Origin of the sequence: Bacillus sp. PS108 (assembly GCF_037963335.1) — a bacterium.
Taxonomy (GTDB): Bacteria; Bacillota; Bacilli; order Bacillales; family Bacillaceae; genus Bacillus; species Bacillus subtilis.
The window spans coordinates 1,606,859-1,622,407 of the sequence record NZ_CP150155.1 but is presented as its reverse complement, the minus strand read 5'-3'; the positions used below and the strand labels follow the sequence as shown (position 1 = coordinate 1,622,407).

The 15,549-nt window shown below is 45.5% G+C and carries 14 protein-coding genes; 1 reads left to right on the top strand and 13 read right to left on the bottom strand.

All coding sequences use genetic code 11. The features are described from left to right. Window positions 1-4: 4 nt before the first annotated feature. The 11 genes from rlmN to NSQ16_RS08420 all read right to left on the bottom strand — a co-directional run bounded on the left by rlmN (window position 5) and on the right by NSQ16_RS08420 (window position 12,419). Entirely contained in the window at window positions 5-1,096 is a 1,092-nt protein-coding gene (rlmN, locus tag NSQ16_RS08470) for a 23S rRNA (adenine(2503)-C(2))-methyltransferase RlmN (protein ID WP_128422219.1), read from the bottom strand. A 3-nt stretch (window positions 1,097-1,099) separates the two neighbouring features. Beyond that, on the bottom strand, window positions 1,100-2,443 hold the full coding sequence (rsmB, locus tag NSQ16_RS08465) for a 16S rRNA (cytosine(967)-C(5))-methyltransferase RsmB (RefSeq protein ID WP_021479311.1): 1,344 nt from the start codon (window positions 2,441-2,443) through the stop codon (window positions 1,100-1,102). Beyond that, a complete protein-coding gene (gene fmt / locus NSQ16_RS08460; protein ID WP_230488512.1) occupies window positions 2,430-3,383 on the bottom strand; it encodes a methionyl-tRNA formyltransferase in 954 nt (317 codons plus the stop codon). The genes rsmB and fmt overlap by 14 nt, the downstream gene beginning before the upstream one ends. 4 nt (window positions 3,384-3,387) lie before the next feature. Beyond that, the gene (gene def / locus NSQ16_RS08455; RefSeq protein WP_206696694.1) at window positions 3,388-3,870 is read right to left on the bottom strand and encodes a peptide deformylase; all 483 of its coding nucleotides are present in this window, start codon (window positions 3,868-3,870) and stop codon (window positions 3,388-3,390) included. A gap of 26 nt (window positions 3,871-3,896) precedes the next feature. After that, a complete protein-coding gene (gene priA, locus NSQ16_RS08450; protein ID WP_046160397.1) occupies window positions 3,897-6,314 on the bottom strand; it encodes a primosomal protein N' in 2,418 nt (805 codons plus the stop codon). Continuing rightward, window positions 6,311-7,531, bottom strand: a complete 1,221-nt coding sequence (coaBC, locus tag NSQ16_RS08445) for a bifunctional phosphopantothenoylcysteine decarboxylase/phosphopantothenate--cysteine ligase CoaBC (protein ID WP_230488514.1) — start codon at window positions 7,529-7,531, stop codon at window positions 6,311-6,313. The genes priA and coaBC overlap by 4 nt, the downstream gene beginning before the upstream one ends. 82 nt (window positions 7,532-7,613) lie before the next feature. Further along, the gene (rpoZ, locus tag NSQ16_RS08440) at window positions 7,614-7,817 is read right to left on the bottom strand and encodes a DNA-directed RNA polymerase subunit omega (protein ID WP_003221520.1); all 204 of its coding nucleotides are present in this window, start codon (window positions 7,815-7,817) and stop codon (window positions 7,614-7,616) included. A 3-nt stretch (window positions 7,818-7,820) separates the two neighbouring features. Continuing rightward, on the bottom strand, window positions 7,821-8,435 hold the full coding sequence (gene gmk / locus NSQ16_RS08435; RefSeq protein WP_003232083.1) for a guanylate kinase: 615 nt from the start codon (window positions 8,433-8,435) through the stop codon (window positions 7,821-7,823). A gap of 7 nt (window positions 8,436-8,442) precedes the next feature. Next, window positions 8,443-8,712, bottom strand: a complete 270-nt coding sequence (remA, locus tag NSQ16_RS08430) for an extracellular matrix/biofilm regulator RemA (protein ID WP_003154355.1) — start codon at window positions 8,710-8,712, stop codon at window positions 8,443-8,445. 76 nt (window positions 8,713-8,788) lie between these two features. Continuing rightward, on the bottom strand, window positions 8,789-9,664 hold the full coding sequence (locus tag NSQ16_RS08425) for a YicC/YloC family endoribonuclease (protein WP_009967215.1): 876 nt from the start codon (window positions 9,662-9,664) through the stop codon (window positions 8,789-8,791). 82 nt (window positions 9,665-9,746) lie between these two features. Then, window positions 9,747-12,419 (bottom strand): calcium-translocating P-type ATPase, SERCA-type, encoded by a 2,673-nt coding sequence (locus NSQ16_RS08420; RefSeq protein WP_160221577.1) that lies wholly within the window; start codon window positions 12,417-12,419, stop codon window positions 9,747-9,749. A gap of 121 nt (window positions 12,420-12,540) precedes the next feature. Here NSQ16_RS08420 and rqcH point away from each other — a divergent pair, with 121 nt between their 5' ends. Continuing rightward, complete coding sequence (gene rqcH / locus NSQ16_RS08415) at window positions 12,541-14,253, top strand: tRNA modification protein RqcH (RefSeq protein ID WP_064911517.1); 1,713 nt, start codon at window positions 12,541-12,543, stop codon at window positions 14,251-14,253. Between the two features lie 39 nt (window positions 14,254-14,292). Here rqcH and sirC read toward each other — a convergent pair whose 3' ends face one another. Both sirC and sirB read right to left on the bottom strand, forming a co-directional pair. After that, window positions 14,293-14,781: a precorrin-2 dehydrogenase gene (gene sirC, locus NSQ16_RS08410; RefSeq protein WP_017694847.1), complete on the bottom strand. Its 489-nt coding sequence runs from the start codon at window positions 14,779-14,781 to the stop codon at window positions 14,293-14,295. Beyond that, window positions 14,762-15,547, bottom strand: coding sequence for a sirohydrochlorin chelatase (sirB, locus tag NSQ16_RS08405; RefSeq protein ID WP_327836777.1), 786 nt, complete (start codon window positions 15,545-15,547; stop codon window positions 14,762-14,764). The genes sirC and sirB overlap by 20 nt, the downstream gene beginning before the upstream one ends. Between the last annotated feature and the right edge of the window lie 2 nt (window positions 15,548-15,549).

The following is a 15,549-nucleotide window of genomic DNA, read 5'->3' as shown; positions in this document are numbered from 1 at the left end:
CTCATCACCTCGTCTCGTCTTGACGCTCCTTCGCGCGAAGCTGACCGCAGGCTGCGTCAATGTCATGTCCTTGCTCTCTTCGGATTGTGACATTTACTCCGCGGGATTTCAGCGTTTTTTCAAAAGCAAAAATCTGATCACGCGGTGTGCGCACATAGTCCCGTTCAGGCACGTAGTTTACCGGAATCAAGTTCACGTGGCATTTGACTCCTTCCAGCAAGTCGGCAAGCTCTTCGGCGTGTTCCACCTGGTCGTTTACGCCTCCGAACAGCCCGTATTCAAAGCTGATGCGGCGTCCTGTTTTATTAATATAATATTTAACGGCTTCCATTAGATCAGGCAGTTTATATGCTCTGTTAATCGGCATCAAACGGCTTCTGATTTCTGTGTTCGGCGCGTGCAGAGAAATTGCAAAGTTAATCTGCATTTGCTGATCAGCAAATTCGTAAATTTTCGGGATGATTCCACTCGTAGAGACCGTAATATGGCGAGCACCGATATTCAGGCCCTTGTCATGGTTAATGATTTTCAAGAAAGCGAGCATTTCGTTAAAGTTATCAAAAGGTTCGCCGATTCCCATGATCACGACAGAGCTGACGCGTTCATCCGTTTCATCAAGAGCTTTTTGCACTTTAACTACTTGAGCGACAATTTCCCCCGCTTCAAGGTTTCGTTTTAAGCCTCCAAGCGTTGACGCGCAAAATGTGCAGCCAATACGGCAGCCGACTTGTGTCGTTACACATACAGAATTGCCATACTCGTGTCTCATTAAAACGGTTTCGATGGTATAACCGTCATGAAGCTCAAACAAAAACTTCATCGTACCGTCTTGAGAGGTTTGTTTAACAGCCGTTTTCAGCGTTGTTAACACAAAGTGAGTGTTTAATTTCTCACGCAGATCCTTTGAGAGGTTTGTCATTTCTTCAAAAGAAGATACGCGTTTTTCATATAGCCATTCAAAAATCTGAGCCGCACGGAACGGTTTCTCTCCGTTGTCTGTCAGCCATTGTTTAATTTCGTCTAATTCAAAAGAATAAATCGACGGACGATCTGTCCGCAATTCTTTTCTTACTTTTGTTTTATTAAGTTTTGCCATTGCTTATCCCTTCTTTCTCATGCTGCAAATAAAGAAACCATCTGTTCCGAAATAATGAGGAAGGATTTGAAGCCTTCCATCCCGAACAAAGGGTCTCACCTTTTCAGGCAGCCGCTTTTCAAGAGACAAATCGGGTTCAAAATCAGGATGTTCTTGTATAAACGCATGTATTACTTCATCATTTTCTGTCCGGTCCATTGTACACGTACTGTAGACAAGAGTGCCACCTTTTTTTACTAATGGTGCGATTTCCCTCAGGATCGACAGCTGGATTTCAGCTAGACGCGCGCTGTCGTCAGGCTTTTTCGTGTATTTCATGTCCGGCTTTCTTCTGATAACACCGAAACCTGAGCACGGAGCATCAACCAATATCCGGTCAAACTGTTCGTTTTCAAACGTTTCCCCCGCTTTTCTCGCATCCATTGTCTCCGCATGAATGATTGTCAGGCCAAGACGGTTTGCCGCTTCTTTGATCAGCTTCACTTTATGTTTGTGAAGATCAAGCGACGTAACGCTCCCCTTGTTCTTCATTAATTCTGCGATATGAGCTGACTTGCCGCCAGGCGCCGCACACGCGTCAAGCACTGTTTCATCAGGCTTAGGATCAAGGGCGCGGGCGACGAGCATGGAGCTCTCATCCTGGATGGATACTTCGCCGTTTTGGAAGAAATGAGTTCCGGCAATTGATCCCTTTAAGAGCTTCACAGCATCTTCAGCGAGATCGCCTTTTTCAACTTCGATTCCCTCAGCAGCCATTTGGTCAAGCAGCTCAGCTCTGTCTGCTTTCATTTGATTGACACGCAGCGTCTGCTTCGGCGGAATGAGGTGGATACGGCAAATCTTTTCGGCCGCGTCAAACCCATACGCATCCGCCCACTCTTTCACAAGCCATTCCGGATGGCTTGTTTCTGTCGCCAGCCTGCGTACAGGATCTTCGATGGCGTCAAAGGATGGAACACCTTCGCGCTGGATAGAACGAAGCACGCCATTGACAAAAGAAGCAATGCCTTTGTGTCCGCGGATTTTAGCAATCTCAACCGCTTCATGGATGGCTGCCCTGTCTGGAATCTTCTCTAAATACTCCATTTGATATAAGGATAGGCGAAGAAGCTGAATCACCCACGGCTTTACCTTTTGAGGCTTATTGATAAACGGTTTAAGCATATAATCAAGCGCGATCTTATTTTGTAATGTACCATAGACAAGTTCAGTCAAAAGCCCTCTGTCCTGATCACTCAGTTCATTTGATTTAATGACCGATTTCAGCAGCAGGTTGCTGTATGCCTGGTTTTGTTCTAATTTGATCAGCGCCTCAAGGGCGATGTCACGAACACTAGTTTTTTTCATTGTTTACTCCTAACACATCACCGACTTCAACATGAGCGCCTCGCACAAAGTCTTCGCCTTTCATTCGTTTTTTGCCTGCCGGCTGGAGTTCGGTTAATAACAGAGCCGTCTCGTTACCTGTGGCAACGATAATCCCTTCCTTTTCAACCGCAACGACTGTGCCTGGCTCAGCTTTGGTTGGTGCGGGTGTTTTTTTGGATTCCCACACTTTCAAGTTTTGTCCATTAAGCGTCGTATAGGCAACAGGCCATGGATTTAAGCCGCGGATCTGGTTGTAAAGCTCTTCGCCCGTTCTGGACCAGTCGAGCAGCTCTTGCTCTCTTTTGATATTAGGCGCGTATGTCGCTTTCTCTTCATCCTGCTTTTCAGGTGAAATGCTGCCGGCAATAACGTTTGGAACCGTTTCAGACAATAGCTTCGCGCCAGCAACGCTTAATTTATCGTGCAGTGTTCCGACATTGTCGGTTTCTTCAATATCCACTTCCACTTTTGAGATCATGTCCCCGGCATCCAATTTTTCTACCATATACATAATGGTAACCCCGGTTTTTTTCTTTCCCTGCAGAATGGAATAATGGATCGGTGCCCCGCCGCGCAGTTCCGGCAAAAGGGATGCGTGAACGTTAATGCAGCCGTATTTTGGACTGTCGAGAAGCTCTTTAGGCAAAATTTGTCCGAATGCCGCCGTTACAATCAGGTCAGGCTTTAATGCCAGCACTTTCTCAATTTCTTCTGTCAATCTGACTTTTTCCGGCTGAAGAACCGGGATGCCGTGACGCAATGCCTCTTCCTTGACCGGAGGAGGTGTCATGACTTTTTTTCTGCCCTTCGGACGGTCCGGCTGTGTGACGACCCCCACTACTTCATATCTGTCCTCAATCAGAGTTCTTAAAACAGGAACTGAAAAATCCGGCGTTCCCATAAATACGATTCTCGTCATCAAATCATCCTTCCATATCCGCTAGTTCATCTTCTGTATAGTATTTACTTATTTTAGATGTAAACAGCACACCGTCTAAGTGGTCCATTTCATGCTGCACGGCTCTTGCTAAAAAGCCTCGCGCTTCCAGAATGAATGGTTTTCCCTGACGGTTAAACGCGCGCACTTTGACATAATCGGCACGTGTGACATCACCATAGACGCCAGGAAAGCTCAAGCATCCTTCAATTCCGGTTTGCTCGCCGCTTTTTTCTAAAATTTCAGGATTAACGAGATCAATTCTCCCTCTGTCATCCCCGATGTCTACAACGGCCGCTCTTTTTAAAATGCCGATTTGCGGCGCTGCCAGTCCGACACCATCCATTTCAAGCATGGTGTCGTACATATCATCAAGCAGTTTTTTTAGCTTTTTATCAAAAACAGTCACGGTTTCCGCAGGTGTTTCCAAAACCTCCGCAGGATGTATGACGACCTTTTTTACTGCCAATTTGTTACCCTCCAAGACGTGAGATCTTACATCATCATATAAGGATTCATATCAATTGAAATCATTACATGTTTTTGTTCAATTTCGCGTTTATAATGTTCCAGTATCTTCTTCAATAAAGCGGATAACTGGGTTTCCTGTTTGTATTTTATCACGCATTGATAGCGATATCTATCTTTGATCCTGGCTATCGGCGACGCGCTTGGTCCGAGAATTTTCGTGTCAGCTCCGCAGTTTGCTTTCAAAAAATGAGCGATCTTTTCAGCTGTAACCGCTGCTTTCGCCACTTCCTCATGAGAAACAGTCACAAGAGCCAAATAGTAGTATGGCGGATAGGATTGCTCTCTCCTGTGCGCCATTTCATGCTGATAGAATGTTTCATAATCGTGTGTCTTCGTCAGCTGGATACTGTAATGAGACGGTGTATACGTTTGAATGATGACATGGCCGGGCTTTTCATGCCTGCCTGCCCGGCCGCTGACTTGCGTTAACAGCTGAAATGTTTTTTCAGCCGATCTGAAATCAGGAATATGAAGTGTTGTATCAGCACTTAACACTCCGACAAGCGTGACATTCGGAAAATCAAGCCCTTTCGCGATCATTTGCGTTCCGAGAAGAATATCCGCTTTTCCTTCTCCGAAAGCTGACAGTAATTTTTCATGGGCGCCTTTCCGTGATGTCGTGTCAACATCCATCCGAATCACTCTCGCACTTGGCAGCACTTTTGTCAGCTCTTCCTCCACTCGCTGTGTTCCCGTTCCGAAAAAGCGGATATGCTCGCTTGCGCATTCAGGACAAGTGTGCGGAACAGGCTCTTCATGTCCGCAATAATGGCATTTCAGCCTTTGGCCGTAACGATGATACGTCATGGAAATGTCGCAGTGCGGGCATTGCGGGACATAGCCGCAATCCCTGCACATCACAAAGGAAGAATAGCCCCTCTTATTTAAAAACAGCACCGCCTGCTCACCCTTGGCAATCGTTTCTTCAAGCTTTTCCATCAATTCAACTGAAAACATCGAGCGATTGCCGTTTCTAAGCTCCTCTCTCATATCGACAAGCGAAACCTCGGGCATCACCCGATGGTTAACACGGTGCTTCAGTGAAAGAAGCTCGTATACGCCCTTTTGCGCTCTAGCATATGATTCTAATGTCGGCGTAGCACTCCCTAATACAACCGGGCAGCTGTGATGCTCAGCCCGCTTGATTGCCACCTCTTTCGCATGATAGCGCGGCATTTCTTCCTGTTTATAGGAAGACTCGTGCTCTTCATCGATGATTATCATTCCGAGATTTTCAAACGGAGCAAAAATGGCGGATCTGGCACCGACGACAAGCCGTACTTCCTTCCGGTGGATTTTACGCCACTCGTCATATTTTTCTCCTGTGGATAAACCGCTGTGCATGACTGCCACCTGGGAGCCGAAGCGGCCCTTGAAGCGGTTGACCATTTGCGGCGTCAGCGATATTTCCGGTACGAGGACGATGGCTTCTTTTCCTTTCGCCAGTACTTTTTCAATTGATTGCAGATAAATTTCCGTTTTTCCGCTTCCTGTCACGCCGTGAAGGAGGAACACTTTATGCTCATCGCTGTCCAATGTCTCGCGTATGGGCTCAAAGGCAGCCCTCTGTTCGTCTGTCAGCGGCAGGGGCTCTGTTTTTTTGAACATTTTGTCCTGATAGGGATCTCTGTAAACCTCTTCATAGCTTTCCTTCAAAAGCCCTTTTTGGATAAGGGTTTTGATGGTTGCAGAGCTCGTGTCCGTTTTTTTGCACAATTCCGCCGCAGGAATTTTCACACCTTCCGGCTCAGATATGAGAAAGTGAAGAATCGCCTGTTGTTTTGCTGCTTGGCGGGACAATCCCTCAGCCTGCTTAGCAAGCTCTTCTTTACTCGCATTTGCCTGAATATGCCTGACCATTTTTTTATTGGTTTTTTGCGCGACTTTATACGTCACGTCAATGTCCCCTTTTTGAACATGCCTTTGAATCAGTTTCAGCGTATCATGATCGGGTATATCTGAATACAGCAGCGTCTTTGTTTCAGAAAACAGCCGTTCCACTTGCGGCGGAAGATCGGCGCCGTGTGCAATTTTTAATTCTTTTTCATATTTCGCCTTTAAGGCGGCAGGCAGCATTGCTTGAAGCGCCGTTATTTTAAAAGACAGCGTTTTGTCTGACAGCCATGATGACAGATCCATAAGCTCCTCTGTCAGAACAGGTGTAAGATCTAATAAATCCTCTACTTCCTTGACAGATTTTCCCGATAGGTCAGATGCTTCTTTGACTGCTGTCACAAACCCTTGAATCTTACGGGGGCCAAACGGAACAATGACCCGCATCCCCGTTTTGATCATGCCCTTCAGATGGTCTGGGATTTTATAATCAAAAGGCCTGTCTATATTTTTGGTGCTGACATCAACGATGACTTCTGCAAAATTCATGAGCGCTCTCCGGTTTGTTTTGAGAGGGCTGCGATCTCCTGAAGGATTTCAAAAGAAACATCGAGCTTAGACATGATCGGGAGTTCGCGTTTATGCCCGTCTTTGAAAAAGATTGTCACGATATTCGTATCAGCACCAAAACCGGCCCCATTTGCTTTCACATCATTTGCCACAATCAAATCAAGGTTTTTAGCGGCGAGCTTTTTACGTGCATAGTGTTCAATGTCTTGTGTTTCGGCGGCAAATCCGACCAAAATCTGCTCTTTCTTTTTCTCGCCCAATTCTTTCAAAATATCGACTGTTCTTTTCAGTTCTAAGGTCATGCCGCCGTCTTGTTTTTTCATTTTATGGTCAAATACTGTTTTCGGCGTAAAATCGGCTACCGCAGCTGTTTTAATGACTATATCGCTTGCGTCATACACAGAGAGCACAGCTTCGCGCATATCCGCAGCCGATTGAACAGGGATAAACTCAGCAAGGCCTTTAGGCTGATCAAGTGAAACAGGCCCAGAAATTAAGGTTACCCGTGCGCCGAGCTGAACAGCAGCCTCCGCTAGTGCGTAGCCCATTTTGCCCGTCGATTTATTGGTAAAAAACCGGACAGGATCAATCGCTTCCCGCGTTGGACCGGCTGTAATGACCACATGCTTGCCTTCTAAAGGAGCGGATGTTTCTTCAGCAAAATGTTTTTCGGCCAGCTTTACGATGTTTTCCGGCTCTTCCAATCTGCCTTTTCCTACGTAACCGCATGCTAAATAGCCCTCACTTGGCTCAATAAAACGATAACCGTCCTGATAAAGAACAGAAATGTTTCGTTTGACTGCCGGGTGGTCATACATATGAACGTTCATCGCCGGCGCAATCCAAACGGGAGCCGTTGCTGCCAACAATGTTGTCGTCAGCATATCATCAGCGATGCCGTTTGCCAGTTTTCCAATCACATTAGCCGTAGCCGGCGCTAAGATAATCAAGTCGGCCCAGTCAGCGGCATCAATATGAGAAATGACGCTTGGATTTTGTTCTTTAAATGTATCTGTATAGACTTCGTGGCGGCTCAATGCCTGAAATGTCAGCGGTGAAACGAATCGGCAAGCGGATTCAGTCATAATCACTTTGACATTTGCTCCTGCCTGAACCAGCTTGCTCGTTAACGCACAGGCTTTATAAACAGCGATGCCTCCGCTCACGCAAAGTAACACATTTCGATTGTTTAGCAATGAATTCTCCCCCTCTGCACTTTACAAAACCGCACGGAAAAAAATAACAACCTACATGTGATATAGGTTGCTACTTGTGCTACTATTCGCGGTCTTCCTTTTCAAACGAAAGCAGGCCTGCATCAATTTCTTCTAAAGCTTTGCCTACATATTTGTGTGAAATCGTATGTTCAATCATTTGGTCTTTTTTGATTTGCATTTCACGTGCGCGTCTCGCAGAAACAGTCACCAGCGTATATTTTGAATCTAATTTATTCATTAAAGAATCAATTGACGGATCTAACATTGATTATTCAACCTCCAGCATTTTCTTATATCTTGGAGCAACGCGTTCACGCTTCAAATGTTCAGCAAGAACGATTGCTTTGATTTTATCGCAAGCCGTTTCGACATTATCGTTTTCAACGACATAGTCATAAGCATCCATCATTTCGATCTCAGCTTTTGCGGCTTTCATTCGATTTTCAATCAGAGCGTCTGTTTCTGTGCCTCGTGTCACGATTCTGTTTTTCAGTTCAGAAAGGCTTGGAGGCGCAAGGAAAATAAATAGGCCTTCCGGGAAAGCATTTCTCACTTGAAGAGCCCCTTGAACTTCAATTTCTAAAAAGACGTCTTTTCCATCTTGAAGCGTCTGTTCAACATAATCGACTGGCGTGCCGTAATAATTGCCGACATACTCTGCCCATTCAAGCAGCTTGTTGTCCGCAATCATTTGCTCGAATTCGTCTCTTGTTTTGAAAAAATAATCGACTCCGTTCACTTCGCCCTCTCTTGGACTTCTTGTGGTTACTGAAATCGAATATTCAAATTTTGTGTCTTCCTGCGAAAAGATCGCTTGTCGAACCGTTCCTTTACCAACTCCTGAGGGACCTGAGAGAACGATTAATAACCCTCTTTCTTTCATGCGGCAATTACCCCTGCCCTTCATCCATAATTTCTTCTTTAACAGAAAGTCTGTGTGCAACTGTCTCAGGCTGGACGGCAGATAAGATAATGTGATCACTATCCATGACGACAACTGCACGGGTTCTTCGTCCGTATGTAGCGTCAATTAGCATTCCGCGGTCTCTTGCATCCTGAATCATCCGTTTGATTGGCGCAGACTCCGGGCTGACAATCGAAATCATCCGATTGGCGGAGATGATATTGCCAAATCCGATATTAATCAGTTTAATCGTCATCTTCTACGTTCCCCCTGTAAAATAGACGTCTCTAGTTTAGCCTAGTAAGACCGTCTGTAAACAATACGCACAGTCACTATTCTATATTTTGCACTTGTTCTTTTATTTTTTCAATAGAACTTTTCATTTCAACGACAAGCTTTGTGATCTGATGATCATTTGCTTTTGAGCCGATCGTATTTGCTTCCCGATTGAGCTCCTGAACAAGAAAGTCGAGTTTGCGCCCGACAGCTCCGCCACTAGCTAATATATCACGAAACTGGGCGAAGTGGCTCTTCAGCCTTGTAATCTCTTCAGTGATATCAGAGCGGTCTGCAAAAATAGCGCATTCTGTTACAAGCCGGCTCTCGTCTAATACGTCTTCAGTCCATTCTTTGATTCTGGCGTACAGCCGTTCCCGGTAACGAGATACGACATCTGCAGCCAGCAATTCAGTTTCTCTCACCAGCTCTTCAAGCTGATCAATATGCATCAGGCAGTCTTTCGCTAAGAGCAGCCCCTCTTTTTCACGCATTTCACAGAGACCTTTTACCGCTTCTTCTGCAGCATCGATGATCAACGCCTCCAGCTTGTCATTTTGCGTCTGTTCTTCATGAACCTGGACGACATGATCAAGCTTAAAGAAATCCATTACATCGGGCTCTGCAGACAATTGATACCGTTTCTTCATATCTCTCGCGGCTGCGACAAACTCATCGAGCAGCGGCCAATCAATTTCAAGCCTTTTCTCAACAAGCATATCGCTGTCAACAGATACGAAAAGCTCAATTCTTCCGCGCTGAATATGCTGCAGAATGGTCTGTTTCAGCTTATCTTCAAAATATAGCAAAGGCCTTGGCAAACGAGCGTTCACTTCTTTAAATCTGTAGTTCACAGATTTAAGTTCAACGCTTACAGAGAGATCGTCTTGTGTTTTGCTTGCACTGCCGAAGCCTGTCATACTTCGTATCATTTTAAAACACCCAATTCTTCCCTGTTCTCATAATAAAAGGGCAATAGACACGCTATTACCCCTAAGATTATATCATATGAATTTATTTTTTTCTTGTTAAAAGTGACCCCGCCAGCAAAAAAGTAGGGATGGCGGACATACCGATGACGAGCATCCAGTCCCCCGGCGTGATGGCTACAGTATGGAAAATCGGCTGAAGCGGCGGATAGTAGATTACTACAAGCATCAGCAAAATGGATGACAATACCGCGCCGATTAAATACAGGTTTTGAAACGGATTTCTAGAGAAAACAGAAGTTTCGCTGCGGCAGTCAAACACGTGAATAAGCTGAGCGAGCACCAATGTGGCAAACGCGATCGTCTGGGCATAAGCCAAGTTTTCCGGATTGCGGTGGTACACAATGATAAACGCTAAAATAGTGGCAACTCCGATTAAAAATCCTCTGGAAACGACCTTCCATCCTAGCTTGCGGGCAAATACCCCTTCTTTCGGATGACGGGGCTTGCGCTTCATGACGTCTCCTTCCGGCTGATCCATGCCGAGCGCCATCGCCGGCAATCCGTCCGTCACCAAGTTGACCCACAAAATCTGAATCGGAACGAGCGGTAAAGGAAGGGCGAGCAGCATCGCAAACAGCATGACAAGGATTTCTCCGACGTTAGACGCCAACAGGTATCTGATAAACTTCCTGATATTTTCGTAGATGTTCCTACCTTCTTTTATCGCTGATTTAATCGTCGCAAAATTATCATCCACGAGAACAAGAGATGATGCTTCTTTGGCCACATCTGTCCCGGTAATGCCCATAGAGACGCCGATATCAGCTTGTTTAATGGCAGGAGCATCATTGACGCCGTCTCCCGTCATCGCCACAATATGCCCGTTCTCCTGATAGGCTTTTACGATTTTTAGTTTATGTTCAGGGGAAACGCGGGCAAATACATACACATCCTCCACCACATGAGAAAGCTCTTCTTGAGAAAGTTCATTCAGCATCTTGCCGTCCATGATTTTGCCGCTTTTCGGAAGGAGGCGCAAGTCTTTCGCTATCGCTTTAGCGGTTTCTACATGATCACCTGTAATCATAACAGTCTTAATTCCTGCTTCACGGCATTCTTTTATCGCCTGCCTGACTTCCGGCCGCGGGGGATCAATGATACCTGAAAGGCCAAGCATGGTCAGATCTTTTTCCGCCTGCTCCATTGACGGTGTTTCGCCTGCTTTTATCGGCCTGTAGGCGACCGCTATCGTTCTGAGCGCCTGTGATGCCAAATGTCTTAATACCGCCTCTGTTTCTGCTTTTCTTTCATTTGAAAAAAGAGCCGCTGAGCCATCATAATAAATACGGGAAGATCGCTGCATCAGTACATCCGGTGCACCTTTTGTAATGATATAGCGCTTTCTGTCTTGATCCTCTACGATGACAGTCATCATTTTCCGTGCAGAATCAAACGGAAATTCTTCGACCACCCGGTAGTTTGATTCAACAAACTCCTTTGAAAAACCGCCTTTTCTAGCCGCGGTGAGCAGCGCTCCCTCTGTCGGATCTCCGTCAAGCACATATTCGCCGTCTCTTTTCTCGATATTGGAGTTGTTACAAAGCGCTCCGAACAGAAGCATCTGCTGAAGCGGCTTATGTTCATTGACACTGATCTCTTTTTCGTTTAGTGTGAAGCTTCCTTTCGGTTCATAGCCGGCCCCTGCCACTCTCCATGTTTTCCCTCCGGACCAGACATGTGTCACCGTCATTTTGTTTTGGGTCATTGTCCCTGTTTTATCTGAACAAATGATAGACGCACACCCAAGCGTTTCAACAGCAGGAAGCTTTCTAACAATGGATTTTTGTTTAATCATCCGCTGTACACCAAGCGAAAGCGCCACTGTCACAATCGCCGGCAGCCCCTCCGGAATAGCGGCTACCGCTAACGAGACACCTGCTAAAAACATACTGTACAGATCATGACCCTGAATAACACCGACAGCAACGACAAGTACGGTCAGAAGCAATGCAACAACAATCAAAATCTTCCCGAGCTGCTCCAGTCTTCTTTGCAGCGGGGTTGACAATGTCCCTGCTGATTCAAGCATGTCGGCAATTTTCCCCATAACCGTATTCATTCCTGTCCCGACGACAACCCCGACACCGCTGCCGCGGGTCACAATCGTACCCATAAATGCCATATTGGTAATATCGCCAAGTGAAACATCCGGTTTTTTCAATTTATCAGCATGCTTCACAACCGGGATTGATTCCCCGGTCAGCGCTGATTCTTCTATTTCAAGGCTTCTCGCTTCAACAATTCGAACGTCTGCGCCAATTCTGTCCCCGCTCGTAAATTTCACAATATCACCCGGCACCAGTTCCTTAGAAGGAATCTTTGTCCAGCTTCCTTCCCTGAGTGCCATGACGTGCGGTGTTGAAAGCTCTTTTAAAGCCTGAAGAGATTGCTCAGCACGCCTTTCTTGAAAGAAACCGAGTATGCCATTCACAAACACAATCGCAATAATCGCAACCGCATCTACATATTCACCAAGAAAACCTGAGATTAACGTTGCCGCCAGAAGCACAAGCACCATAAAATCTTTGAACTGCGCGAAAAACAAGAGAAGCGCTGAAGTTTTTTTCCCTTCTTGCAGCTCGTTTGGTCCATGCTTGTCAAGGCGTTTTTTTACCTCTTTTTCTGTTAATCCTTGTTTCATGGACGTATTGGTTGCCTCTAGTAAATCTGTTTGTCCCATTTCATGAAACTTCATTCCGCTCGTCCACTCCCCTGCTCTCTTATAGAGATATCACTCTATAAGCATGCTTATTCTGACTCGTCCCATTTCATGCTATAATTATCGAATGCAGGAAGAATGAGAGGGTGTATTGCATATGTCGTTTGATGGCATGTTTACATACGGAATGACACACGAACTTAACGAGAAAATAATGGGCGGACGAATTACAAAAATCCATCAGCCATATAAGCACGATGTGATTTTCCACATCCGTGCCAAGGGAAAAAACCAAAAACTATTATTATCGGCACATCCGAGCTATTCACGGGTGCATATCACGGCACAAGCTTATGAAAATCCAAGCGAACCGCCAATGTTTTGCATGTTGCTGAGAAAGCATATCGAAGGCGGATTCATTGAGAAAATTGAACAAGCGGGCTTAGACCGCATTATGATTTTTCATATCAAAAGCCGAAACGAAATTGGCGATGAAACCGTACGAAAGCTTTATGTAGAAATTATGGGCCGTCACAGCAATATCATTTTGACTGACGCAGCAGAAAATGTGATCATCGACGGACTTAAGCATTTATCACCGTCAATGAACAGCTACCGTACAGTACTGCCCGGCCAAGATTATAAGCTTCCGCCTGCTCAGGACAAAATATCGCCTCTTGAGGCGTCAGAAGATGATATTTTGCGTCACCTCAGCTTTCAAGAAGGAAGGCTTGATAAACAAATTGTCGACCACTTTTCAGGCGTGTCTCCGCTTTTCGCCAAAGAAGCGGTTCACAGAGCAGGCCTTGCCAACAAAGTCACACTGCCAAAAGCGTTGCTGGCACTGTTTGCCGAAGTGAAAGAGCACCGTTTCATTCCCAACATTACGACTGTAAACGGAAAGGAATATTTTTATCTGCTGGAGCTGACTCATCTAAAGGGCGAAGCGCGCCGTTTTGATTCATTAAGCGAACTGCTCGACCGTTTTTATTTCGGCAAAGCTGAACGAGACCGAGTCAAACAGCAGGCTCAGGATCTTGAGCGTTTTGTTGTGAACGAACGGAAGAAGAATGCCAACAAAATCAAAAAATTAGAGAAAACCCTGGAGTATTCGGAAAACGCGAAGGAATTTCAGCTTTACGGAGAGCTTTTAACCGCTAATTTATATATGCTGAAAAAAGGTGATAAACAGGCCGAGGTCATCAACTATTATGATGAAGAAAGCCCGACAATCACGATTCCTTTAAACCCGAACAAAACGCCTTCTGAAAACGCACAGGCCTATTTCACGAAGTATCAGAAAGCGAAAAATTCGGTCGCGGTTGTCGAGGAGCAAATCAGGCTGGCACAGGAAGAGATCGAATATTTTGATCAGCTGATTCAGCAGCTTTCGTCCGCTTCTCCCCGGGATATCAGCGAAATCAGGGAAGAGCTTGTAGAGGGCAAATATTTACGCCCTAAGCAGCAAAAAGGCCAGAAAAAGCAAAAACCGCACAATCCGGTGTTAGAAACATATGAATCCACCTCAGGCCTGACTATTTTAGTGGGTAAGAACAATCGTCAAAATGAATATTTAACGACCAGAGCGGCGGCCAGAGACGATATCTGGCTTCACACGAAGGACATTCCCGGCTCCCACGTTGTGATCAGAAGCAGCGAACCGGATGAGCAAACAATCATGGAAGCCGCGACAATTGCAGCTTATTTTTCAAAAGCTAAAGATTCAAGTTCAGTGCCTGTAGATTATACAAAAATCAGACATGTCAAAAAACCAAACGGCGCGAAACCCGGTTTCGTCACCTATGACAGCCAGCATACCGTCTTTGTCACGCCTGATGCTGATACTGTCATCAAGCTCAAAAAAAGCTGAGCCGCATAAAGAAAAGCCAGAGCATTTGTATGCTCTGGCTTATTTCTTTCTTCTCACCTGATAAAGCCTGTTCACTTCAGCAATAAAATCGCCGTCAATCAGCTTATCCACGTTTTCAGCAAGCTCTTTCGTGTGCTTTGGACTTGCTCCGCTTGTAGAAACAGACACAGTGACATGCCCTCTTTTTACGATTTTCGGCATATATACATTGCCAAGCTCAGCGTCACTGACACAATTGACAAGCTGAAAAGGCGAAGCGGATTGGGCAATTTCTTTGTTCACTGCCGCATTATCCGTCGCAGCAATAATGAAGAAAGCATTGAGATAATCTTCTTTTTCAATTGTCCGTTTTTCCCATTTGATACGCCGCTCTTCTGCCATTTGCTTGATTTCCGGTTCCACATCCGGACTGACAAGCGTTATATCAGCTCCCTCAGAAATCACCGTTTTCAGCCTTCTGAGAGCGATGCTTCCGCCCCCCGCAATCACAACCTTCTTCTTTTCCAGGCTAATGTGCAGCGGAAGCATATGAACCTCCATCAAAATCAAATTGTCCCTCAGGATTTGCCGCAGTTTCTCTCACACGGTTCAAAAATGCGTTTTTCACATGAGGATGAAAACCGATATAGGAAGAGAGGTAGACGTTCGGATTATGGGCTTTTAATTTCTGAACCTCTCGTTCGATTTCATTCATCAGCATACCCGTAAAAAGCAAATATGGAACGATAAAGGTTGTTATGCCGTCATCTTTTTTAAGTTCTGAAAAAACCTCTTTGTAATTAGGGCCGCATGCTGTCAAAAAGCACGGAATGACTTCCTTGACTGGAATCATTTCCTGAAGAAGATTAGCAATACCGGTTACGTCTCTTTTGACATCTGGATCTGAACTTCCCCTTCCGATGAGTACCACTCTGGCATTTTCATATGGAACACCTATGTCTTTCATTCGGTGATATACAGCCTTGACTACTTCTTCGTCAATCCCGATCGGCTTTCCGTATGAAATGCGGACTGACGGATATCGGGATGCAACACGGGCAATTTCTTCCGGAATATCATGTTTTGCATGCGCAGCTGTTAAAAGAAGCAGAGGCACCACTGTGATATGAGTGGCGCCTTGCTTCACACATGCTTCAAATCCTGTCTCAATTGTCGGCTCCTGAAGCTCTAAAAAGCTGATTTCTTGTACTGGCACAGAGATGTGGGCCTTGCATCCTTCCAAAAAGGCTGCGGCTTCTTGCTGCGCTTTTTTGACCCGGCTGCCGTGGCCGACATATAAAATTGCTTGTTTCATTT

Excerpts from the sequence above, each read along its gene's own strand:
- rlmN (WP_128422219.1), bottom strand. The coding sequence starts at position 1,096 with ATGGCAAAACTTAATAAAACAAAAGTAAGAAAAGAATTGCGGACAGAT.
- rsmB (WP_021479311.1), bottom strand. The coding sequence starts at position 2,443 with ATGAAAAAAACTAGTGTTCGTGACATCGCCCTTGAGGCGCTGATCAAA.
- fmt (WP_230488512.1), bottom strand. The coding sequence starts at position 3,383 with ATGACGAGAATCGTATTTATGGGAACGCCGGATTTTTCAGTTCCTGTT.
- priA (WP_046160397.1), bottom strand. The coding sequence starts at position 6,314 with ATGAATTTTGCAGAAGTCATCGTTGATGTCAGCACCAAAAATATAGAC.
- rpoZ (WP_003221520.1), bottom strand. The coding sequence starts at position 7,817 with ATGTTAGATCCGTCAATTGATTCTTTAATGAATAAATTAGATTCAAAA.
- gmk (WP_003232083.1), bottom strand. The coding sequence starts at position 8,435 with ATGAAAGAAAGAGGGTTATTAATCGTTCTCTCAGGTCCCTCAGGAGTT.
- remA (WP_003154355.1), bottom strand. The coding sequence starts at position 8,712 with ATGACGATTAAACTGATTAATATCGGATTTGGCAATATCATCTCCGCC.
- NSQ16_RS08425 (WP_009967215.1), bottom strand. The coding sequence starts at position 9,664 with ATGATACGAAGTATGACAGGCTTCGGCAGTGCAAGCAAAACACAAGAC.
- NSQ16_RS08420 (WP_160221577.1), bottom strand. The coding sequence starts at position 12,419 with ATGAAGTTTCATGAAATGGGACAAACAGATTTACTAGAGGCAACCAAT.
- rqcH (WP_064911517.1), top strand. The coding sequence starts at position 12,541 with ATGTCGTTTGATGGCATGTTTACATACGGAATGACACACGAACTTAAC.
- sirC (WP_017694847.1), bottom strand. The coding sequence starts at position 14,781 with ATGCTTCCGCTGCACATTAGCCTGGAAAAGAAGAAGGTTGTGATTGCG.
- sirB (WP_327836777.1), bottom strand. The coding sequence starts at position 15,547 with ATGAAACAAGCAATTTTATATGTCGGCCACGGCAGCCGGGTCAAAAAA.